Annotated in this window: 23 protein-coding genes; all 23 read right to left on the reverse strand. The window is 43.5% G+C overall.

What is annotated here, in order from left to right; translation table 11 throughout:
• Positions 1-49: 49 nt before the first annotated feature.
• The 23 genes from IGJ17_RS10045 to phnC all read right to left on the reverse strand — a co-directional run bounded on the left by IGJ17_RS10045 (position 50) and on the right by phnC (position 21,287).
• Positions 50-781, reverse strand: coding sequence for an alpha/beta hydrolase (locus tag IGJ17_RS10045; protein ID WP_176285413.1), 732 nt, complete (start codon positions 779-781; stop codon positions 50-52).
• A 96-nt stretch (positions 782-877) separates the two neighbouring features.
• The gene (gene recN / locus IGJ17_RS10050) at positions 878-2,551 is read right to left on the reverse strand and encodes a DNA repair protein RecN (protein WP_086299368.1); all 1,674 of its coding nucleotides are present in this window, start codon (positions 2,549-2,551) and stop codon (positions 878-880) included.
• A gap of 15 nt (positions 2,552-2,566) precedes the next feature.
• Positions 2,567-3,016 carry an arginine repressor gene (argR, locus tag IGJ17_RS10055; protein WP_005235362.1) on the reverse strand — a complete coding sequence of 150 codons (450 nt, stop codon included), beginning with the start codon at positions 3,014-3,016 and terminating at the stop codon, positions 2,567-2,569.
• Positions 3,017-3,113: 97 nt separating this feature from the next.
• A complete protein-coding gene (locus IGJ17_RS10060; protein WP_016620449.1) occupies positions 3,114-3,935 on the reverse strand; it encodes a TlyA family RNA methyltransferase in 822 nt (273 codons plus the stop codon).
• Complete coding sequence (locus tag IGJ17_RS10065) at positions 3,932-4,828, reverse strand: polyprenyl synthetase family protein (protein WP_429961320.1); 897 nt, start codon at positions 4,826-4,828, stop codon at positions 3,932-3,934. The genes IGJ17_RS10060 and IGJ17_RS10065 overlap by 4 nt, the downstream gene beginning before the upstream one ends.
• Positions 4,825-5,046, reverse strand: coding sequence for an exodeoxyribonuclease VII small subunit (locus tag IGJ17_RS10070; RefSeq protein WP_005235356.1), 222 nt, complete (start codon positions 5,044-5,046; stop codon positions 4,825-4,827). Before IGJ17_RS10070 ends, IGJ17_RS10065 begins: the two co-directional genes overlap by 4 nt.
• A complete protein-coding gene (gene xseA / locus IGJ17_RS10075; protein WP_005235354.1) occupies positions 5,027-6,379 on the reverse strand; it encodes an exodeoxyribonuclease VII large subunit in 1,353 nt (450 codons plus the stop codon). The genes IGJ17_RS10070 and xseA overlap by 20 nt, the downstream gene beginning before the upstream one ends.
• Complete coding sequence (locus IGJ17_RS10080) at positions 6,380-7,231, reverse strand: bifunctional methylenetetrahydrofolate dehydrogenase/methenyltetrahydrofolate cyclohydrolase (protein ID WP_144330573.1); 852 nt, start codon at positions 7,229-7,231, stop codon at positions 6,380-6,382.
• 293 nt (positions 7,232-7,524) lie between these two features.
• Positions 7,525-7,989 carry a transcription antitermination factor NusB gene (nusB, locus tag IGJ17_RS10085; RefSeq protein ID WP_005235350.1) on the reverse strand — a complete coding sequence of 155 codons (465 nt, stop codon included), beginning with the start codon at positions 7,987-7,989 and terminating at the stop codon, positions 7,525-7,527.
• Positions 7,982-8,407 (reverse strand): Asp23/Gls24 family envelope stress response protein, encoded by a 426-nt coding sequence (locus IGJ17_RS10090; RefSeq protein WP_005225770.1) that lies wholly within the window; start codon positions 8,405-8,407, stop codon positions 7,982-7,984. The genes nusB and IGJ17_RS10090 overlap by 8 nt, the downstream gene beginning before the upstream one ends.
• Before the next feature lie 209 nt (positions 8,408-8,616).
• Positions 8,617-9,681, reverse strand: coding sequence for a M24 family metallopeptidase (locus IGJ17_RS10095; RefSeq protein WP_005235349.1), 1,065 nt, complete (start codon positions 9,679-9,681; stop codon positions 8,617-8,619).
• Positions 9,682-9,895: 214 nt separating this feature from the next.
• Positions 9,896-10,135 carry a GlsB/YeaQ/YmgE family stress response membrane protein gene (locus IGJ17_RS10100; RefSeq protein ID WP_005225767.1) on the reverse strand — a complete coding sequence of 80 codons (240 nt, stop codon included), beginning with the start codon at positions 10,133-10,135 and terminating at the stop codon, positions 9,896-9,898.
• A gap of 74 nt (positions 10,136-10,209) precedes the next feature.
• Positions 10,210-10,575 (reverse strand): DUF956 family protein, encoded by a 366-nt coding sequence (locus IGJ17_RS10105; RefSeq protein WP_005235348.1) that lies wholly within the window; start codon positions 10,573-10,575, stop codon positions 10,210-10,212.
• 116 nt (positions 10,576-10,691) lie between these two features.
• On the reverse strand, positions 10,692-11,603 hold the full coding sequence (locus IGJ17_RS10110) for a PTS system mannose/fructose/sorbose family transporter subunit IID (protein ID WP_005235347.1): 912 nt from the start codon (positions 11,601-11,603) through the stop codon (positions 10,692-10,694).
• 20 nt (positions 11,604-11,623) lie between these two features.
• Positions 11,624-12,427, reverse strand: coding sequence for a PTS mannose/fructose/sorbose transporter subunit IIC (locus IGJ17_RS10115; protein WP_008378492.1), 804 nt, complete (start codon positions 12,425-12,427; stop codon positions 11,624-11,626).
• Between the two features lie 30 nt (positions 12,428-12,457).
• A complete protein-coding gene (locus IGJ17_RS10120) occupies positions 12,458-13,450 on the reverse strand; it encodes a mannose/fructose/sorbose PTS transporter subunit IIA (RefSeq protein WP_008378493.1) in 993 nt (330 codons plus the stop codon).
• Between the two features lie 68 nt (positions 13,451-13,518).
• Positions 13,519-14,013, reverse strand: coding sequence for a PTS system mannose/fructose/N-acetylgalactosamine-transporter subunit IIB (locus IGJ17_RS10125; protein ID WP_026008065.1), 495 nt, complete (start codon positions 14,011-14,013; stop codon positions 13,519-13,521).
• A gap of 229 nt (positions 14,014-14,242) precedes the next feature.
• Positions 14,243-17,017 carry a sigma-54-dependent transcriptional regulator gene (locus IGJ17_RS10130; RefSeq protein ID WP_016612246.1) on the reverse strand — a complete coding sequence of 925 codons (2,775 nt, stop codon included), beginning with the start codon at positions 17,015-17,017 and terminating at the stop codon, positions 14,243-14,245.
• A 230-nt stretch (positions 17,018-17,247) separates the two neighbouring features.
• Positions 17,248-17,781 (reverse strand): N-acetyltransferase family protein, encoded by a 534-nt coding sequence (locus IGJ17_RS10135; protein WP_429961321.1) that lies wholly within the window; start codon positions 17,779-17,781, stop codon positions 17,248-17,250.
• A gap of 96 nt (positions 17,782-17,877) precedes the next feature.
• Complete coding sequence (locus tag IGJ17_RS10140) at positions 17,878-18,786, reverse strand: diacylglycerol/lipid kinase family protein (protein WP_086299363.1); 909 nt, start codon at positions 18,784-18,786, stop codon at positions 17,878-17,880.
• 145 nt (positions 18,787-18,931) lie between these two features.
• Complete coding sequence (gene phnE / locus IGJ17_RS10145; RefSeq protein ID WP_008378503.1) at positions 18,932-19,723, reverse strand: phosphonate ABC transporter, permease protein PhnE; 792 nt, start codon at positions 19,721-19,723, stop codon at positions 18,932-18,934.
• The gene (gene phnE, locus IGJ17_RS10150) at positions 19,720-20,502 is read right to left on the reverse strand and encodes a phosphonate ABC transporter, permease protein PhnE (protein WP_005235330.1); all 783 of its coding nucleotides are present in this window, start codon (positions 20,500-20,502) and stop codon (positions 19,720-19,722) included. Before phnE (IGJ17_RS10150) ends, phnE (IGJ17_RS10145) begins: the two co-directional genes overlap by 4 nt.
• Positions 20,499-21,287 carry a phosphonate ABC transporter ATP-binding protein gene (gene phnC, locus IGJ17_RS10155; protein ID WP_005235328.1) on the reverse strand — a complete coding sequence of 263 codons (789 nt, stop codon included), beginning with the start codon at positions 21,285-21,287 and terminating at the stop codon, positions 20,499-20,501. The genes phnE (IGJ17_RS10150) and phnC overlap by 4 nt, the downstream gene beginning before the upstream one ends.
• Positions 21,288-21,341: the final 54 nt, after the last annotated feature.

A 21,341-nucleotide genomic window follows, 5' to 3' on the forward strand; every position in this document is an offset into this window, starting at 1 on the left:
ATCGAAACGGCAGAAAGAAGCATTTCTATGCATCTTCTGCCGTCTTTTTTTACTCTAATTCACTTAGCCACGCAGCCATCTGCTCAACGATGGCTTTTTGCTGTGCTTCATTTGATAAATCAGCGGCGGCTTCTCCTTTTTGTAACCCATAGGTACCAAAGCCAGCATGATTGCCGCCTTCGATCGTTTGGAACGTGGTAGATTCTGGAAGGAAGCTGCGGGCAGCTTGCCAATTTTCTTGATTGACCACCTGATCTTGACTCCCTGTCAACGATAGCACAGAAATCGACTGATCAGCCAAAGACCCTTTTTCATCGGGATAGCTTGCGAAGAAAAAGACCCCTTTTAAATCCTTGTCGTTTGCAGCCAATTGATTCGCTGCAAAACGGCTCGCCATTACCCCACCTAATGAATGACCACCAATGACATAGGAGTTATGGGGAATTTCTTTCAAGACCTCTTCTGCACGATTGCCTGATAAAACAGCCATGTTAAAGGGCATTTTAACGATCGCGACAGGATAGCCTTTTTCCGCTAAACCTGCTGCCCATACACTATAGCTTTCCGCATCGACAAGGGCGCCGGGATAGAAAATGACCAATGGCTTTTCTTCATCTCCAGCAAAATAAAGGACATTCCCCTCATCTTCTGCCTCTTTCGCAGCTGTGACTGCAGCATCAACTGCTGGGTAGTGTAGTTGTTGCCAACCGATCCAACCGGCAATAGTTAAAATAACAACGGTGACCAATACACCAATCAAAAATTTTGTTCTTTTTCTCATCATATCCTCCTGCAAAAAAGAAGATCAGGAAAGGATGGCAGACGAAACTTGCTGGTCCATCATCTCCTGAATCTTTCTACGAATGTTTCCCAATTTTTATCGGTGTGCAAGGGCCAATAGTTCTCGTGCATGTTCGACCGTTAAATCGGTGATTTCTGCACCTGAGAGCATACGGGCGATCTCTGCCACCCGTTCTTCTTTAGATAGTTTACGGACGTGGGTTTCTGTCCGTCCTTCTTGAATTGCTTTTTCAATAAAATATTGATTATCCGCTACAGCAGCTACTTGCGGCAAGTGAGTGATACACAAAACTTGCGAATTGGCTGCGATCTTGGCGATTTTTTCAGCAATTGCTTGGGCTACTCGGCCACTGACCCCAGTATCAACTTCGTCAAAAACAATACTGGTGATTCCTTGTTTCCGAGAGAAAATTGATTTGAGGGCCAGTAAGATCCGTGAAAGTTCTCCCCCAGAAGCAACCCGCACCAACGGCTTCATGCCTTCACCAGGATTTGTGGTCAAATAAAATTCTACGGTGTCAAATCCGCTGCTACTCAATTGTTTTGAGCCAGGTGCAAACCGTACTTCAAATTGTGCGTGCTCCATATACAGCTCTTTTAACTCTTGAACGATTTCTTTTTCTAAACGATGAGCCAGTTCACGTCGTTTGACGTGCAAGGCTTCCGCCAGCTGCCAAACTGCTTCAGCTTTTTGGGCAAGCTCTTCTTCTAATTGCTCCAACTGACCTTCTGTATAGGCAGACTCGCTGATTTCTTTACTGATCTCATCATAGTAAGCAAGAATCACAGGAATCGACTCCCCGTATTTGCGCTTCAATTGACGAATCGTTTCCAGCCGCGAAATGACTTCTTCCAGTCGGCCTTCATCTAATTCAAGATTGTCGACTTGCCGCGAAATATCAGTAGCTGCATCTTGCAACAAGTAATACGCACTTTGGATCACTTCACTGATTTTTTCGTAAGCCGGATCAAGATGGGCGATTGACTGGATCTCGGATAAAGCTACACTGACCCCATCTAGGCTATTGACTTCTTCGGCAGATAAGGCACCATAGCTTTGCCCTAGAGCATCCACGATTTTTTGATAATTGGTCAGTTTTTCTCGTTCATCGATCAGCAGTTCTTCTTCATTTTCCATCAATTCTGCTTGGGCGATTTCTTCTTGTTGAAAACGCAACATGTCCATTCGCTGGACATATAGCTGTTCATTTTCTTGAATGGTCCTGACGTGTTTTTCTAAAGAGCGATAGCTTTGATAGGCTTGACGGTAATCCGCAAGCTCCGCTTTAAAGCTATCATCCCCAAACCCATCCATCAAGGTCAAATGTTTTTCTGGCTGCAGCAGCTCTTGATGCTCATTTTGTCCTTGGATATCGACCAAGAATAAACCGATTTGACGCAAAACCGACAAGGTAACGGTTCGACCATTGACACGACAAATATTTTTCCCCGATTGAGAGATATCTCGTTGTACGATCAAAACTTCTTCTTCATCAATACCTAAATCTGCGGTCAAGTCTTTGAACTCCTGCTGATTCGGCCATTCGAAGATCCCTTCTAAACGGCATTTCTCTGCTCCTTGACGCAAATAGTCGCTGGAACCTCTACCGCCTGCTAGCAAACCCATCGCATCGATAATAATTGATTTCCCGGCACCTGTCTCACCTGTCAGTGCCGTCATTCCCTCATGGAAAGATAAGTGCAAGTTGGAAATAATCGCAAAATTTTGGATCGACAATTCTAAAAGCATCCCTTGCCTCCTCTTCTAAACGTAACGTTGGAAATCCCTGAATAGGTTCTCGGTATCTGCTTCTGTTCTAGTGATCATCAAGACGTTGTCATCATCGTTTAACGTGCCAAATAATTCCTTGGCATAACGTTTATCGATTAAATTCGCCAAAGCCGAGGCATTGCCGGGCAGTGTGCGCAGGATCACAAATTTGTCCATTCGATCGACAGAAACAAAAGCCGTTTTTAGGATTTTATCTAGTTTACCACTCACGTCTTCCGTTGTCTCTTGCGGGATACTGTAGCGATAGCCACCTTTTTGGGAAGGAACTTTCACTAACTTCAATTCCTTGATATCTCTTGATATGGTTGCTTGTGTGACTGAGACGCCGCGATCTTTTAACAACTCGACAAAATCTTCTTGTTTCTGAATATCTTGTTCACTTAACAATCGTGTAATCAAGCGATGCCGTTCTTTTTTTCTCATCTCTTGTTCCTCCTGAATGAATTCCTACTAATTTTATCCTATTTTGCGCAAGAAAGAAAGAGAGCCGACAAGTAAAATGTCCACTCTCTTCCATTCTTTATTTTGGTTGATGAAAGGTCTCATGTGCTGATGCAACAACTTTCGGGATATCGATCCCTGCTGCGGTACCTTCTTGCAGGCTTTTCTTTAAATGTACGATAAACTCGATATTCCCTTCGCCACCAGTGATTGGTGAAAAACTTAGGTTTAAGACATCGAAGTTTGTTTTCTTAGCAAATGCTAGTACTTCCTCCAAAACTCGTTCATGGGTTTTGGGATCACGAACGATCCCATTTTTCCCGACTGCTTCTTTGCCCGCTTCAAATTGCGGTTTAATCAGCGCCATCACTTCGCCATCCGCTACCAAAATATCATATAGCGGGGGTAAAATCAGTTTAAGTGAAATAAAAGAAACATCGATCGTAGCGGCATCTGGAAGACCGTCTAAAAAATCAGTTGGTTTTGCATAACGGAAGTTGACCCGCTCCATTACGATCACTCGCTCATCTTGCCGCAGCTTCCAGGCTAACTGATTGTAACCGACATCCAATGCATAGCTTTTTTTGGCACCATTTTGCAATGCCGCATCAGTAAAACCACCGGTGGATGCGCCGATGTCTAACATGATTTTATCGGTTACGTCAAAATCAAAGACTTTGAGTGCTTTTTCTAACTTGAGACCACCACGAGAAACATAAGGCAGCTTTTTGCCTTTGATCTGCAGCAGCGTATCTGCGGCAATTTTTTCTCCCGGCTTATCTAGGCGCTCATTATTTTTTTCTTTGTACACCAATCCAGCCATCACTCCCCGTTTGGCTTGCTCTCGGGTCTCAAACAGGCCTTGCTGGACAGCTAAAACATCTACTCGTTCTTTCTTCATGCGTTCCCTCGAATCTCAAATCGTTCCACAAATGCCAATAAAACATCCGGCGTAAATTGACCGTATTGACTTAATTGCGCCAGAATTTCTTTGGCCTTGCCTAATTCTTCTGTCAAGGCTTGCTGCGCGCCTGCTAAGCCAAGTAAAGCAGGATAGGTACTTTTCGCCAATTCGTCATCTCGACGGACAACTTTGCCTAGCTCTTCGGTCGTACTAGTGGCATCCAGCAGATCGTCGCGAATTTGAAAGGCTAACCCAATATGCTGGGCAAAGCGATCCAATTCATGCAGAACTTCTTCCGTCTGGTCGGCTAAGACACCTCCAGCAATCACCGCAAAGCGGATCAATTCTCCAGTTTTCCGTTCATGAATGGACATCAGTTCCTCAAGACTAAGGGCTTGGTTTTCTCCTTGAATATCAGCTGCTTGGCCGGCGACCATGCCTTGTGTTCCCGCCGCTTTACTCAATTGCTGCAGCAGCAAGACTTTTTGATTGGCTTCGATCTCCGCCATAGCGACTAATTGAAATGCAGCCGTCAAAAGACCATCTCCAGCTAAAATCGCTAAAGCTTCACCAAAAACCTTATGGTTGGTAGGTTTGCCTCGACGCAGATCATCGTTGTCCATTGCTGGCAGATCATCATGGATCAGCGAATACGTATGCACCATTTCTAGGGCTGCCGCACACTGGTACACCGAGGTATTGACGGGTTTGTGAAAAGCGGCGACTGTTGCTGCCAATAAAAGCGGGCGAATACGTTTGCCGCCAGCTTGGATCGAATACTGCATGCTTTTAAACAATCGTTGATCAGAGGTGTGTTCTTTGACAAAGCGCTCCATGACTTCTTCAATCAATGGGGCGTGTTCTTTTGTGAATTCTGTTAAAGCACTCATTGGTTTTCCTCTTCAAAAGGCACTTCTTCGTTAGATTCTGTCATCATTTTTGTTAAGGACTTTTCTGCTTTACTCAAAGTGTCCTTGCATTGCTTACTCAAAACCATCCCTTTTTGAAAAGCATCTAGTGCCTCTTCTAAGGGAACATCCCCTTGTTCCAAACGGGTTACAATTTGTTCTAATTCTTGTAATGATTCTTCAAATGTTGGATTTGCCATGATTAACTCCTTCTGTACTAATAACTTCGACAAGTGCTTGGCCATCTTGGTAATGGATCGTCAGCTGGTCTTCTGGCTCGATCGTATCAATCGATTTGATCACCTGCTCATTTTTCGTGGTATAGCTGTAGCCCCGACCCATGATTTTCAGTGGGCTTAGCAAATCAAGAGATTGGACTGCATTTGCAAATTGATTTTCTTTTGCTGCATAAATATCTTTCATGGCTTTCATTAAGCGTTGGGAAAGATAACTGACCTCTTGGTTACTAGCTTGCAATCGCGCTTTTGGTTGTTGTTGTGCTAACCGTGAAATCAATTGCTGTGCATGGCGATCCTTGTCATAAAGCAAGGTTTGCAGACCTTGCTGCATCCGCTGCTGCAACTGATCGAGTTTGATGGACTGTGCCTCATACAAGCGCTCTGGTTGTCGAAAAACATATGATCCAATCACTCGCTGATAGCGTTCTTGTTTGTACTGGATCTGGTGCATAAAAGCTTGCTCTAATCGGGCTTGTCTTTCTTCGATCCGCAAAATCTCTTCTGATAGGACGGGCACTGCTAATTCGGCAGCTGCGGTCGGAGTTGCCGCCCGCACATCCGCCACTAAATCGGCAATCGTCGTATCGGTTTCATGCCCCACTGAAGAAATAACGGGGGTTTTTGCGTCAAAAATGGCTCTTGCCACTCGTTCTTCATTGAAAGGCCAGAGGTCCTCAATCGACCCACCCCCACGTCCGATGATCATAGTATCAAAGGTACCATCGGCTTCGACTCGTTGGATATTTTTCACCACATCATCCGCGGCTTTGTTGCCTTGTACCACGGTTGGATACAAAACGATCTGAGCAATGGGATAACGCCGCTGGGTCGTCGTGATGATATCTCTGATCACCGCCCCACTAGGACTGGTCAAGACTGCGATGCGTTTCGGGTATTTCGGCAACGACTGCTTCGGTGCAGAAAATAATCCTTCCGCTGCCAATTTCTGCTTTAATTGTTCATAGGCTTGATAAAGGGCACCGACACCATCTGGTTCCATGTGATCGATCACCATTTGGTAATTTCCGCTTGCCTCATACAAGGTGATACGTCCAACCGCCATGACTTTCATGCCCTCTTCTGGTTGAAAGCGCAACTTGTCAAAAGCGCCTTTGAACATGACGGTCGAAATTTTTGCACCATCATCCTTCAAACTAAAGTATTGGTGATTGGGGCGACGACGAAAATTGGAGATCTCCCCCGTCAAATAAACCCGCTCTAGATACGGATCGACGTCAAACTTACGCTTGATATATTTTGTTAATGCGGTCACCGTTAAATATTCTTGCGCCATTTAGTTTTTCATTGTCTCCTTTGCTGCCTCGATCGTTTGGGCCATCAACATCGTGATCGTCATTGGTCCTACACCTCTAGGTACCGGGGTGATATAGCTAGCGATCGGTTCGACTTCATCAAATTTCACATCGCCGATCAACTTGCCATTGGCATCCCGATTCATTCCTACATCGATCACCACGGCCCCTTCTTTTACGAAGTCTTTTGTGACAAAATGACCGCGGCCGATCGCCACGACTAAAATGTCCGCTTGCTTCGCTAACTCAGGCAGATTTTTGGTTTTTGAATGAGCAATAGTCACGGTGGCATTTGCCCCTAAGAGCAAGTGCGCCATCGGTTTTCCGACAATGTTGCTGCGGCCGATAACTAAAGCATTTTTCCCTTCCAATTCGATCCCATACGCAGCAAACATTTTCATGATGCCATAAGGGGTACAAGGAATTCGGTCAGGTACACCGGCAAATAATTTTCCTAAATTGATTGGATGAAAACCGTCGACATCTTTTTCCGGTTTGATGGCTAACAGCACTTTTTCTTCATTGATATGTTTTGGCAAAGGAAGTTGAACCAAAATGCCGTGAAAGGCATCATCGTTATTGAACTGTTCGATTTCTGCTAATAATTCTGCCTCAGTAATGGATTCAGGATAGCGGGCAACACGGGAATTGATGCCGATTTTCGCCGCAGCTAGTTCTTTATTTTTCACATAAGTCTGGCTTGCTTTGTCTTCTCCAACAAGTAAAACAACTAATCCCGGTGTCACACCCTGCTCTTTTAGTGTTTCTGTCTCTGAAAGAAACGCTGCTTGCATTTTTTCAGCCAATTCTTTTCCATTGATCAATGTACCCATTCTGACAACTCCTCCAACCTGATTATACTGACTTATTTCGTAAAAAGAAACGCACCAATCGTTTGTCGATCTGCTTCTTCATGTTTTCTATCATAGCATTTTCTGAAAAGAAAAACACCGTCTAACGCTCCCTTTTTTCGGAAAAAACGAGGGCAAACCGACAAAGTGTATGCAAAAAAACCGAACGATCAAGCAGGACCGTCAAAACAAGGCGGTTGCTCACAAATCGTTCGGTTTCTGCCTCGATCGAAAAAAGGCTGTTTTCTTTTGATCGATAGTGTTAAGGCTAAAAATTACTCACTTACTTGGTTGTTTTTTGTTTCTAGCTCTTGATTGACAGTCGATAAAATACCGTTGACAAACTTTCTTGACTGATCGTCACTAAAGGTTTTCGCTAATTCGATCGCTTCATTCAAAGCCACACGATTCGGCACATTATCCACATAGATCATTTCATACAAAGCGATTCGTAAAATCGTCACGTCCATTTTTGATAAACGCTGGATTTTCCAACCGGCTTTTAGATGACTTTGAATGACTTCATCCAAGGCTTCTTTGTAATGACAGACACCTGCCACTAATTGATCTAAATAAACAGGGACAAAATGCTCTTGTTCTTCATCAATCAATTCATGGTGTTCCAACTCGATGGCATGCATGATGGCATCTTGTTTCGTTAAATCTTTGTTAAAGTCTAGTGGAAATAAAGCTTGTAACGCCATTTTCCGTATTTCATGCCGTGATAATTCTTTACTCATTTTCTTCCTCGTCGTTTCCAAATAATTCTTCGATGTCTGGTAAATCTACTTTTTCTGGCACGACTGCCACAACATGAACATTTACTTCAGCCAGTTGCACATCTGTCATAAATAAGACTTGCTGTTTGACCCGTTCTTGGATCTCCATTGCCACTTTAGGCACTGACATCCCATAAGTGATATAGCAGTAGATATCCACTTTGATCCCTGTTTCATCGATCGTTAAGTAGACTCCTTTGCCATGAGCTGCGCGGCCTAGTAATTCAGTGACACTGTTTGCCAGTGTTCCTCGCATCCCATAGACACCTTCCACTTTAGAAGCAGCGATCCCAATAATGATCTCGATCACTTCTGGCGCGATGACGATTTCGCCTAATTCAGGACTTGCATTTAATACAAGGTTTTTATCTTCATTCATACGTTTTTGCCTCCATTCTAAACAGCTGTACCGTATTGTTTGTAAAAAAATCGCTCGTTTTTTCCGTTTGAAGCAAGCCAGCGCTTGATTCAATCAATAACATCCATGGCACAGTGTTTCTTCTCGCTCTAAGTTTATCATTTTCTGCACTGAGAATCTATAATAACCCACTATTCTCAATGAATTTTCTGAAAAACAAGGTCGATGAATCAGAGAATGATCAATTCTTTCGGTGAATGTGTCAACACTTTATTACCAGTTTCAGTGATCAAAAGATCATCCTCGATACGAACGCCGCCAATTCCTGGAAGATAGATGCCTGGTTCATCTGTAATGACGTTTCCGACAACAAATGCTTTATCAGCACGGAAGGAGACATTTGGTCCTTCGTGGATTTCTAAACCAATCCCATGGCCTGTTGAATGACCAAAAGCATCCCCGTAGCCAAAGGAAGCTATGTGATCCCGGGCGATCGCATCTAGCTCAATTCCGGTCATTCCAGGTTTTGCTGCTGCCAAGACTTTTTCTTGTGCTTCTAGCACGATTTGATAGATTTCTTTCAATTTATCGCCAGGATCCCCCACAGCAAAAGTTCTGGTCATATCAGACACATAGCCTTGATAGTAACAGCCAAAGTCTAACGTGATCAGATCGCCTTGTTCAATCACTTTTTCACTGGCAACCCCATGGGGCATTGCTGAACGAAGACCACTGGCCACGATCGTTTCAAAAGATACGCTTGTGGCACCTAATGAACGCATAAAGAAATCTAACTGATTCGCCACTTCGATTTCGGTCATCCCTGGGCGGATCATTTTCAAAATATGTTCGAACCCTTGATCGGCGATATGGCAGGCTTGTTGGATCAATGCGATCTCTTCCTCATCTTTGACTTCCCGCAATGCCTCGATCATACCAGATACAGGAGCTAATGAGGATTCCTCAATCAAGTCTTCTAAGACGGAGTATTCAGCAAAGCTGACGAAACTTTCTTCAAATGCTAAGACATTGATTTCTTCCTTTTGGCAGATAGTTGCAACTTCTTCAAAAATCGGTCCACTATTTTTTACGATCTCAAATCCTTGGGCTTGGGCAGCTGCTTGCTCTGTATATCGGAAATCTGTTACAAAAAAAGCTTTGTCCAACGTAATGACTGCTAAACCAGTTGTACCAGTAAAGTTTGTCAAGTAACGCAAATTGTATGGGCTGGTGATCAAGAACCCATCAATCGAATCTTTTCTCATTGCTTCACGTAATTTTTCAACTCTTAACATGTATCGTTCCCTACCTTCTTGTTCTATACGATAGTATTATAACAAACTTCCAGAAAAAGCGGAAAGTAAGCGAAAAGTTTTCTAAAAAATCAAACAATACGAACCTAAAGAATGGTGTTTTAAAAAGACTCTAGTTGGCTCTCTCGTTGTTCTTTTCTAGATAACTTTAATCCACAAAAAAAGCAACCCAATCAACGGATTGCTTCTTTGATAATTATCTTTTACGTCCCAAAAAGAATGATACGACAGCCACGAAAATGACTGCCCCAATGATTGCTGGCACGATTGCCATTCCTGCCACTTGCGGTCCCCAAGTGCCGAATAAACCTTGTCCGATTGATGCGCCCACAAGTCCTGCCACGATATCAAAAATGCAACCGCGTTTTTCTCCTGCGATGGCGCCACCGATTGAACCGATGACCGCTCCCACGATCAATGTCCATAAAAAGTGCATAATAACCCCTCCTAAACTTTCTTATAAAAAGGGTAACATATTGAGAATCAATTGGAAAAACATATGCTCTCTTGTTATTTTCTACGGGTAATTGCCCGTTTCAAGATATCGAAAAAGCCAAGAGAATGGACCATATGATCTGGGTCAACGTATTCGCGAATTGCCCGCAGAACTTTTTTTGGTTCTTTTGATGAGAAGGTATATGTCCCATTCTTTTTGGTCCGAATCGCATACCGCGGGATCCAGCGTCCTTTGAACAAGACCGAAGCGATCACATAGTCGACATCTTCCCAAGGAATTTGAATAAACTTGCGTTTGTCACGATCATTATAAAACTCAAAGGCATTATCGCCGATCATTATTTTGCCGTATTCATTGATACCTAAAAAAGACGTAGCATCGATCGTCAAATCAACTTTTGTATTAAGGGATTGTACCATTTGCGCTTACTCCATTCTATATCGTCTTATCGTTACCTATTATACGTGTTTGCGGCATGTTTGGCGAATAAATAAAAAGATGCTTGGGTCTCCCCAAGCACCTATCATTGAAAAGATTATAACAATCCGATCAAGTGTCCACCGATACCGACTAAGAATAGACCGATAATAATGACGATTGGAGAAACTTTTTTCTTCAATAACCACATACATAACAAAGTAAGCAATAGTGCAGCTAAACCAGGAATCAATTGATCCAAGTTGTTTTGCAATGTTGTTACTTTTGTATCAGTCAATGCACGGCCTTCAGCTACTTGTTGGAAGGCTTGTTGCAAACCAGCTGAACCAGAAGGCAAGTTCGCCCAGTCGACATAAGCACCTTCATCAAGCGGTACGCTTGAGACAACTGGTGCAAAGGAAATCGATACCCAACGTTGAACAAGTGACCCTAATACGAACATCCCTAAAATAGAAGCACCTTTTGTTACATCTTGTAGCAAACCACCTGAAAGGTCATCTGTGATTTTAGAACCAGCACGGTAGCCGAATTCTTGTGTGTACCACATAAATGCCCAACGGATGATGTTCCAAGCAACGAAGAAGATGATTGGGCCTAAGATGTTTCCGCCTAAAGCAAGAGAAGCACCTAATGCACCTAACATCGGACGTACAGTAAACCAGAACACAGGGTCACCGACACCGGCTAAAGGACCCATCATCCCAACTTTTACCCCTTGGATCGCTACGTCATCGACAGGCGCGCCATTGGCACGTTCTTCTTCTAACGCTAAAGTTACACCTAAGATTGGTGATGCGATATATGGGTGAGTATTAAAGAATTCTAAGTGACGCTTCAAAGCAGCGGCACGGTCTTCTTTTGTTTTGTATAATTTTTTGATTGCTGGAATCATTGAGAATGCCCAACCACCATTTTGCATACGTTCATAGTTCCATGAACCTTGAATGAAGGTAGAGCGCCATGCTACGGCTAAACGATCTTTTTTATTTAATTGAATTTTTTCTGCCATTTTTTTCTCCTCCTTCGATTCTAATAGTCATTCAAGATATCGCCTAGAGGGTCGCCAGTGTTGCTGCCGCCGCCTCCATTTGATGATCCGCCCATTTTAGTTAGGTTCAAGTAGATCAATGCGATTGCTACTGCCAAGGCACCGATAGCGATCAATGTCAATTGAGAGATAGCTGCGATTACGAAACCGATAATAAAGAATGGCCATACTTCGCGAGTTGCCATCATGTTGATAACCATTGCGTAACCAACGGCAACAACCATACCACCACCGATAGCCATACCATCAGTTAACCATGCAGGCATTGATTCTAAGAAGTTTTGAACAGTTGCAGCAGGGATAGCCAACAATGCAGCTGCAGGAATCGCAATACGAACCCCTTGCATACATACAGCGATCACGTGCCACATTTCGATTTTACGAATGTTGCCTTCTTCAGCAGCAGCATCCATAAAGTGAACGATTGGCACAGCCAATGTACGAACGATCATTGTCAAGAACAACCCAGCAACAGCTAGAGGGATCGCAACGGCAATCGCTGTATCAACACCAGCAGTTCCTTGTCCACCTAAAACTAAAATAATTGCAGATGCGACAGACGCCAATGCAGCATCAGGTGCAACAGCGGCACCGATATTTGCCCATCCAAGTGCGATCATTTGTAATGATCCGCCCAAAATGATACATGCTTCCAAATTACCGGTCACTAAACCGATCAAAGTACACGCGATTAGCGGTTGATGGAATTGGAATTCATCCAAGATCCCTTCCATACCAGCTAAAAAGGCAACGAGTACTACTAATACCATAGATATAATAGTCATGATAGACCTCCTATTTAGTTGAATACGTTTCTATTTATTTGCCAATTCATTTTTGGCTTTGCGTAAGATTTCGTCCATGTTGTCTCGAGAGTCATTTGGTACTTTACGCACATCGAATTTGATGCCGCGTTCTTTCAGATCTTCAAATGTATTCACATCATCTGTACCCATCGACAATACTTTACTTACAACAACTTTCCCAACAGAGTGAGCCATTGAACCAACGTTCACTTCAGTAATATCAACGCCACCTTCAACAGCACGTAATACATCTTGTGGGTTTTCAAATAATAGTAAAGCTTTCGTATTCCCGAAACGAGGGTCTTTAGAAACTTCAATCATTTTGTCCACTGGAATGACGTTCGCTTTTACTCCTGGAGGAGCTGCTTGTTCGATCAGTTTTTTACGCAAGTCATCTTTTGCCACCGCGTCAGAAACAACGATGATCCGAGATGGATTCACTGATTTTGTCCAAGCTGTAGCAACTTGACCATGCAACAAACGTGAATCGACACGAGCAAGTACGATTTTGATTTTGCCATCGCCTAGAACAGTTCCCGGAGGAAGTGATCCTTTAGGTTGATCGTCTTGCACTGCTTTTGGTGCTGAAGCTTCTTCTGGTTCAAGTTCTTCTGGTTTGACCTTGACCCCTTCTTTAGCTGTTTCAACGATATGCGCAGCAATTTCATGCGCTGTATTCATTGAAAAACGTGAAGCATAGGCTTCGATCACCATTGGTAAATTCATACCAGCAACGATTGCCCATTTGTCTTTGTGATCTTCAAACAAGCTGTTCGCTTGGTTGAAAGGAGTACCACCCCAAAGATCAACTAAGAATAATACTTCTTCTTGATCGTCAAATGTAGCAATTGCTTCTTGCATTTTTGCCTTGATGTCATCTGGACCTTCACTTGGCATCAATGTAACAGCTTTAACATTTTCTTGTTCGCCGAAGATCATTGAACCAGATTGCAAAATGCCGTTAGCAAATTCTCCATGACTTGCTAGGATAATTCCTACCATCTTTTTACCTCCTATATCAAAATTGAAAAATGTGACACGAATACGAAAGAAAAAACAACATCGAAAAACTAAGGGTGACTACCTTCTTTTTCCAAAATATCCTTCAAAAAGATTTTACGATCAGCTGGAACTTTGCGTATCTCCACTTCAATGCCTTGGTTTTGCAAGTAAAGCAATGAAGCAAGATCTTGATCATTGACTGACACGAAATTAGTGATCATTCGTTTTCCCATTGAAAAACTCATACCGCCGATATTGACGGAACGAATGTCAATGCCTCCTTTAACCAGAGTCACGACATCTTGAGGGTTGGTAAATAATAACATGACTTTTTGCGTATTAAATAATGTGTTATGCGCCACCTCAAGCATTTTCGCTACTGTCACCACATTGGATTTGATCCCTGGTGGAGCAGCTTCTTTCAAGAGAAACTTTCGTAATTGGTCATTTGCGACTTCATCACTGACCACGATGATTCGATTGATACCAGTCATTTTCGACCAAGCTGTGGCGACCTGACCATGAATCAACCGATCGTCGATTCGGGCAAGACGTATATCCATTCCCATTGTGCAAGCCTCCTACATCCATCGATCCGCTTTTCATATTGAGGATCTGTTCTTTTTTCAATCACCTCCTGTATCCACTTATATAGAAGCAAGAAGCGTGCCAAGTTTTTCCGATACACTATTCTTGAAAAAACCTTAAAAATCAGCATTCAGATAATACACTAAAAAAGATACACTAAAAAATACTGTATCTTTTTTAGTGTATCTGTATTATTTGTAAGAATTAAAAATACATTTCTTTTTCGTGATGGTTTTTGATCAGCTCTAGCAGATAGTACTCTTCAGTCTTGGGCACTTCGATATTCATCAAGCGTGAAAACGATTGGACATGCACATGCAATTGGCCATAAAGCGGATTCTCCTCCATCGCTGCTAAATCAATTTCAGAAACAGTCAATGGCTGCCGCAGTAAGATCCGCTCCAGCATACCTGCGCCATGCATCACAAAATTGATCTGAAAGCCTTGCTGCGCCCCTACCAAATCCAAATCGTGAATGATCTCTTCGCCAAATTTCCACAACGGCTCTACTACTTTTTTCGCATTGACATAGGTAAAGTTTTCCTCTAAATACCGGACACAGATTTCTTTCGCCTGCCGATCATCTAGCTGTACTTCATCTTCAAAACTCAAATCATTCTCTAATAGGATATCATCCAACAGTAGATCAACATCTTGATCAATAAAACGTTCTAATGAAATAAACGGTGCGTCGATATGGGGATCGATGATCCCTGTTGCGGCAATCAGACGGTAGCGCTGTTGAATCTGATCCAAGTCCGTCCTCAGATCCGCCACCGATAACGTCACCACTTCGACATTTTGGCTTTGACGTTTTGACAATGAGCTTTGGATCAATTCTTTGATGCGCTGCGCCGTTCCCTTTCCCGAAGCGCAGACCGCTAGAATCGCTTTAGGATGGTGGTTTTGTGTCACTGGTTCTTCCACAGTGACCGCTCCATACCCGCGGAACTTCCGTAATGAATCATAGAGCTGATCGAGGTCCGTGCCGATCACTGACGCTTTACGGACCGTCTCTAGGACGATGGAGGTGGTCACCATATCGACTGTTCGAACAGCCACACCCGTTTCTCGTTGGATTTCATTATTAAAGGTCGCTAAGGACCCCATATCGACTAAGAGGATCACCCCACTGCCATCATTGACTGCCCGTACACTATCCACGATTTTTTTCAACGCCACAGCCGGGGGCATATCTAACGGCATGTCCACCGCTGTCACTTGATCGACTTCCAGCAATTGTTTGACCACTTGTACCATGCTACTGGCTGTGCTGTTGCCGTGGGCTGCAACGACGACGCCGATTTTCCCAGAGGAATGAGAGGTTCTAAGAGAAACCAGAAGAACCGCTAAATAATAAGATTCGCTCTCAGGAATCGCCACTTGGAAACTATCACCAATAAAATCGCGGACTTCTTTGGCGACTTCAAACTCTTGAGGATAATCAGCTACCATCTGACGAATATTGTCATTGGTTTGTCGTTCTTCTCCCAAATGGATTTTTTTCAAAAACGAGCTGATGTGTAAGCTCATGGCATAGATGAAATTTTGCTGAAAATCATAATTTAAGCGTTGTCGAACCAGCTCATAGATTTGATTTGTTACACTGATCACTTTCTGATCGACAAATTCACTTAGTTTATTGACCGAGTTAAAGGAAAACCCGTGATCTTTATAAAAAGACTTTAAGTGAACATTGATATCTGTTGAGATAAAATGATTGATCGCTTCTTGATCTAACCCATCTGCTTTTAGCAGAGCAGCCTTGTCGCCGATAATATCGTAAAGATTATAAGGCAATTCATAGGAATCTGATTGAATATTGTTTAAGTTTTGATTCGGTTGAATGCTGATCTTCGGTTCAAGGATCTTAGAGAGCTCTGCCAGCTCATTGCGGCGATTCCCCAAAACGATCAATCCTGAACGAATCCCTTCTGGCAAATCGATCAAATCGATTTCAATCTCATCTTGTTGCATATGATTCAAAAAGCCCCGTGCACAGACTAGCTGGACATTGGATTTCAATTGACCGATATTCCCAAAACTGACACTGCCGATCAACGCTTTGACCACATCTTCTGTCAAGGAGATCGTCCGCTGAATACGGGTCGCCTCTTGCCCGACTAATACCCGAACGAGATCGACTTTTTCTGATGCGGGTCGTTTCTCAAAAAAGGGCAGTTGAATATTGATGGGAATGCGTCGGGTAAAGGTATCTAATAGCGTTGAGTTGGGGTCTTCGGTAGTAGCACCAACGATTCGGACATTCGCTTGATGATTTTTGCCCGTCTCTCCTAGACGGCTAAAGGTACCATGATCCATAAAGTAAAAAATCATTTCTTGCCCTTCTGGCGGCAATCGATGGATCTCATCGAGAAACAACATACTCTCATCCGCTTGATCAATAATACCAATCTTCTCTTGATCGGCACCCGTAAATGCCCCCCGTACATAACCAAACAAATGGCTCATCAAAAGCTCTGGGTTATTTGCATAGTCCGCACAGTTAAAGACGATCAATTCTTTGTCATCGGCAATTACTTGATTGCTTTTGGCAAACTGGAACATCGCATGGGCAAAGTACGTTTTCCCAGAACCAGTAGGCCCTGTGATCAAGCAGTTTAGCCCTTTCGGCGGATACAAGATCGCTGCTTTCGCCTGCTCAACAGCGTTTTTCATACTTCCGTTGGCACCGATGATCGTCGCAAAAATATCTCGGTCAGAGGGTTTTCCTTGTACTCGTTGAGGGAAGGCTTTTTCTCTTTGCGGGCGACTTTCTTTGTAGCTTGGGACATACTTTTCCTTACTGCTGGGATCGACCCCTGCCGCCCAATAACGAACAGGCCGCGAGTCGCTTTTTTCGACGCGCCCTTCTTTAACAAGCTTATTTAAATCCTTACTGGCATTACTGCGCTGAATGGCTAAATGATCGGCAACTTCTGAAGTAGACAACCCCTTCTTTTCCCCTAAGCCGCTCATCGTATTTTCGACGATATATTGATAAATCCGTTCGATTCGCTTGCCCAACAGCTTCGCCTCCTTGTTTTTTCCACTTGAATACTTTACTCATTTTTCTATAAAAAAGCAACTTTTTTTCCACACAGAAAAAGCAAAATACTTTGTTCGAAAGAACAATAGAACGTCCTTTCACATGCTACTCTCAGCATAAAGCATTTTGCCAAAAAAAGATATTCAAAAGTCAGGATGTGTTAGGCTTTTTCATTGGGAATGAACGTTGGCACCTGATCAGGAAACCATTGCAGTTCTTTTTGCATCCAAATCACATCGTGCCATTGATTGAACTTATAGCCGACCTGCGCAAAATCAGCAACTTTCCGATACCCAAGCTTCTCATGAAAAGCCTCGCTTTGTTGATTGCCTCCTGTAATACACGCAGTCAGATTGACCACGTTTTGCGCTTTTAATTTTTCTTCAAGCGCTTGATAAAGAGCGGTGCCGAGCCCTTTTGCTTTGGCATCCGGCGCTAAATAAACGGTTACTTCAACGGTCCAATCATACGCCGCCCGTTCTTTATAGGCTGACGCATAGGCATAACCGACAATTTCACCAGCCTCTTCTGCAACGAGATACGGGTAGCGTTTCAAGGTCTTGGCGATGCGTTCCGCGAATTCTTGAACCGATGGCACCTCCGTTTCAAAGGTAATCGGTGTATTTTCTACATAATAAGCATAGATTGCTGTCAAGGCTTGGGCATCTGCAATCGTGGCAGAACGTATCGTCATAGAACCCCTTCTTTCAGTAAATTTTTTCCCAGTATACTCTTTCTGAATAAAAAAAACAATCCGCTTTTGACGGATCGTTTCCTAGTTATGAATGATTTAGCGGGCTTTTTCAACTCCGCAATACACGGTGAGATGCTGGGGCAGCACTGTTACTGTGATTGGCAATTCCGGCCCTGGATCACCATCGACATTCGTTTCGATCGTTGCCCCATCCGCCAAACGAATCGTTGCTTTATCAAAAGTTTGATAACCAAGAACATCATTTGATTCCGTAACTCCTTTGAGAAGCTCAGGCACGCTTTTGACAGTTTCCCAAAGATTCGTATCCTTTAAGTAGATCAGATGTAATTTGCCGTCATCGGTACTCGCTTTAGGCAAAAGAGATTCGAAACCGCCGATCGTATTGGATGAACCGACGATCATCGTACTGCTTTCCACAGCGATCGTCGTTTTTTCGCCATTATTTTCGGCGGTCACTTCAAACGGATGACTTTCATTTTTCCGCACTTCCCGTAGACCAGAAACAAAATAGGCCATTTTTCCCAGCTTGGTTTTTTCTTCAACTTCCACATTGTTGATCGCCGCTGGAATCATACCAATCGCCACTACATTGGTAAAATAGTCTTGATTAACCTGCCCAATATCGATTTTGCGGGTGTGATCCACTGCAAATGATTCGATGGCTTCCTTGGGATCTAGTGGAATCGCTAATGCTCTGGCTAAATCATTTACTGTGCCCAGCGGGAAGAAACCGAAATTTGGTCGTTTGTCATGAGGGGCTAAGCCATTGACCGCTTCATTGACGGTACCATCACCGCCCATTGCGAAGACACTGTCAAATTCTGCTGCTGCCTCAGAGGCAAAACGTGTAGCATCTCCTTCTTTTTCGGTATGTTTGACAACGACTTCTGAAAAAGCTTCCCGCAGCTTTTCTTCTGCCATCTCCTCAAATTCTTTCGCTTGTTCACCACCAGAACTTGGATTGACGATCAATAATGCTTTCATAAAACAGCCTCCTTGTTTGGATTCATTTTCTATGAATCCAGTATAACAAGTTTCACGAAACCTGTCTTAAACGACATCCGCCTATCCGCTGCAAAAAAACACAGCCTATGCAGACTGTGTTTTTTCGAGTACGCACTTCCTTTTATTAAACCAATCGTTTACGCAAGCGCCCAGAAATAAAATCAATGATCGTGACCGTCACAACGATCCCTAATAAAATGATTCCTACACGGCTCCATGATCGCGCATTGATGGCAAAGATCATCGGCGTACCGATCCCACCTGCCCCTACGATCCCTAAGATCGAAGCTGAACGGACAGCCAGTTCAAAACGATACAAGGTAAAAGAAAGAAATTCTGGAATCAGTTGTGGCAATGTCGCAAAGCCTAACACATCCCAACGATTTCCTCCCGCACTAACGACCGATTCTGAAGGACCGTGATCCATGTTCTCGATCGCTTCGCTATAGAGTTTCGCCAACATCCCAATGGAATGGACACTAACTGCCAAAACACCAGCAAAGGATCCGGGACCCACTGTTTTGATGAACATGATCGCTAAGACGATTTCTGGAAACGTTCGAATCGCCGTCAGCACGATTTTACCGAAACCTGATAGCCAGCGAGGGCTGTTTTTGCTGCGCGCCGCCCAAAAGGCAAAAGGAATACTTAATATTGAGGATAAAAACGTACCCACAAAGGCGATCGCAACGGTTTCGATCATCAAGCTGATCAAATCTTCGCCATCACCGGTATAAACATAGCCCCAATCAGGATGGATCAAGCCATAAAAGATTGAGCCGACAATTTGACCGACATTTTCTTTAACACCCGCAAAAGGCACGCCAGCAAAAGCCCAAATATAAAGGAGGATAACGACTACTGCGATCAGCCAATTCCGTATTTTTTTCTTTTTCGGTTCTGCTGGCAACATCATAACAATCGCTCCCTTAATCTATTACTGATGGTATCAATCACCAAAACAACTGCAAAAATCACTAAGACGATAATCGACGTCTGGTCATATCGAAATTGGCTTAAAGATCGTTGTAAGAAAACACCGATTCCGCCTGCGCCGATATACCCAAGAATCGTCGATGCCCGCACATTGATCTCAAAGGCATAAAGCAAGTAACTAAGAAAATGGCTCATGACTTGCGGTACGACTGCATAGCGGATGATGTCAAACTTCGATCCTCCAGAAGCCGTGATTGCTTCGATCGGACCTTCATCAATCGTTTCAATCGATTCATAAAACAATTTGGTGATCATCCCAAAAGAAAACACAGAGATGGAGATCACCCCGGCAACGGGACCGATTCCGACAATGGCAACAAATAAAGCCGCCAGCATCAAATCAGGTACTGTCCGAATGATATTTAAAACAAAACGGAAACAACCGCTGATCCAATGATTCGTCATGATATTTCGTGCTGCTAAAAGTGAAAACGGAAAAGCCGCCAGTGCACCAAAGGTCGTGCCGATGATCGCCATTTGGATCGTTTGTAAAATCGGCTCTACAATGATTTTGGCATATGCCCAATCAGGATGAGCCATCTTTTGTAAAATGACATTCATTTGACTGCTATTGCTAAAGAACCGTGCCAAATCAACGCCTGAAATAGAGCCGCTAACGAACAATACCACTAAAAAAATGACGAGCCAAAGAACATTTTTCCATAGTCCGCTGCGTTTCGGCAACGTATTTGTCGTCATTGTCCTGCCCCTTCCTGCTCTTCTATGATCTCGCTGCCATAAATCTGTTTCAATCGCTGATCGGTCGCTTCACTGACAGGGCCATCAAAAACCAAGCCTCCGTCTCGCAACCCGATGATCCGCGTGCCGTACTCTCTTGCCAATTGGACAGAATGCAAATTGACTACGATGGTAATCCCCAGATCTTGATTGATCCGTTTTAAGTCATTCATGACTTTTTCAGTGGTTAAAGGATCTAAGGAAGCAACCGGTTCATCCGCTAAAATAATCTTCGGCTCTTGCGTCAAAGCACGGGCAATCGAAACCCGCTGCTGCTGACCGCCAGACAATTCATCGGCTCGAGTATAGACTTTTTCTGCTAAATTGACCCGCTGCAGCGATTGATAAGCCAGCTCTTTATCCGCTTGCGGGAACAAACCAAGCAACATTTTGATCGTTGGGTGATAAGCTACTCGCCCAGTTAAGACATTTCGCAAGACACTCGAACGTTTCACCAAATTAAAGCTTTGGAAAATCATGCCAATGTCTCGACGAATCAAGCGTAGCTCTCTTCCTTTTGCTTTTGTGATCGACTTGCTATCGATTAAAATCTCGCCACTCGTGATCTCGTGCAGCCGATTGATGGAGCGCAGCATCGTTGATTTTCCTGCTCCTGATAAACCCACTACGATGACAAATTCCCCTTTTTTGATATCGATGTTTAAGTCCTTCAAACCTAATACCCCATTTGGGTATTGCTTGGTCACATTCTGAAATGAAATAATCGTTTCGTTCTCTAGAGCCATGATTCTCCTACTTTCTTTCCATTAGGTAAAAATTGCTTTCCATTCGAAAAGGGT

The organism is Enterococcus sp. DIV1096b, from assembly GCF_050498765.1.
Classification (GTDB): Bacteria; Bacillota; Bacilli; order Lactobacillales; family Enterococcaceae; genus Enterococcus_D; species Enterococcus_D entomosocium.

Bases quoted from the DNA above. Each gene is read 5' to 3' on its own strand.
- IGJ17_RS10045 (WP_176285413.1), bottom strand. From the start codon at position 781: ATGAGAAAAAGAACAAAATTTTTGATTGGTGTATTGGTCACCGTTGTT.
- recN (WP_086299368.1), bottom strand. From the start codon at position 2,551: ATGCTTTTAGAATTGTCGATCCAAAATTTTGCGATTATTTCCAACTTG.
- argR (WP_005235362.1), bottom strand. From the start codon at position 3,016: ATGAGAAAAAAAGAACGGCATCGCTTGATTACACGATTGTTAAGTGAA.
- IGJ17_RS10060 (WP_016620449.1), bottom strand. From the start codon at position 3,935: ATGAAGAAAGAACGAGTAGATGTTTTAGCTGTCCAGCAAGGCCTGTTT.
- IGJ17_RS10065 (WP_429961320.1), bottom strand. From the start codon at position 4,828: ATGAGTGCTTTAACAGAATTCACAAAAGAACACGCCCCATTGATTGAA.
- IGJ17_RS10070 (WP_005235356.1), bottom strand. From the start codon at position 5,046: ATGGCAAATCCAACATTTGAAGAATCATTACAAGAATTAGAACAAATT.
- xseA (WP_005235354.1), bottom strand. From the start codon at position 6,379: ATGGCGCAAGAATATTTAACGGTGACCGCATTAACAAAATATATCAAG.
- IGJ17_RS10080 (WP_144330573.1), bottom strand. From the start codon at position 7,231: ATGGGTACATTGATCAATGGAAAAGAATTGGCTGAAAAAATGCAAGCA.
- nusB (WP_005235350.1), bottom strand. From the start codon at position 7,989: ATGAGTAAAGAATTATCACGGCATGAAATACGGAAAATGGCGTTACAA.
- IGJ17_RS10090 (WP_005225770.1), bottom strand. From the start codon at position 8,407: ATGAATGAAGATAAAAACCTTGTATTAAATGCAAGTCCTGAATTAGGC.
- IGJ17_RS10095 (WP_005235349.1), bottom strand. From the start codon at position 9,681: ATGTTAAGAGTTGAAAAATTACGTGAAGCAATGAGAAAAGATTCGATT.
- IGJ17_RS10100 (WP_005225767.1), bottom strand. From the start codon at position 10,135: ATGCACTTTTTATGGACATTGATCGTGGGAGCGGTCATCGGTTCAATC.
- IGJ17_RS10105 (WP_005235348.1), bottom strand. From the start codon at position 10,575: ATGGTACAATCCCTTAATACAAAAGTTGATTTGACGATCGATGCTACG.
- IGJ17_RS10110 (WP_005235347.1), bottom strand. From the start codon at position 11,603: ATGGCAGAAAAAATTCAATTAAATAAAAAAGATCGTTTAGCCGTAGCA.
- IGJ17_RS10115 (WP_008378492.1), bottom strand. From the start codon at position 12,427: ATGACTATTATATCTATGGTATTAGTAGTACTCGTTGCCTTTTTAGCT.
- IGJ17_RS10120 (WP_008378493.1), bottom strand. From the start codon at position 13,450: ATGGTAGGAATTATCCTAGCAAGTCATGGAGAATTTGCTAACGGCATT.
- IGJ17_RS10125 (WP_026008065.1), bottom strand. From the start codon at position 14,013: ATGGATATACGTCTTGCCCGAATCGACGATCGGTTGATTCATGGTCAG.
- IGJ17_RS10130 (WP_016612246.1), bottom strand. From the start codon at position 17,017: ATGAGCGGCTTAGGGGAAAAGAAGGGGTTGTCTACTTCAGAAGTTGCC.
- IGJ17_RS10135 (WP_429961321.1), bottom strand. From the start codon at position 17,781: ATGACGATACGTTCTGCCACGATTGCAGATGCCCAAGCCTTGACAGCA.
- IGJ17_RS10140 (WP_086299363.1), bottom strand. From the start codon at position 18,786: ATGAAAGCATTATTGATCGTCAATCCAAGTTCTGGTGGTGAACAAGCG.
- phnE (WP_008378503.1), bottom strand. From the start codon at position 19,723: ATGATGTTGCCAGCAGAACCGAAAAAGAAAAAAATACGGAATTGGCTG.
- phnE (WP_005235330.1), bottom strand. From the start codon at position 20,502: ATGACGACAAATACGTTGCCGAAACGCAGCGGACTATGGAAAAATGTT.
- phnC (WP_005235328.1), bottom strand. From the start codon at position 21,287: ATGGCTCTAGAGAACGAAACGATTATTTCATTTCAGAATGTGACCAAG.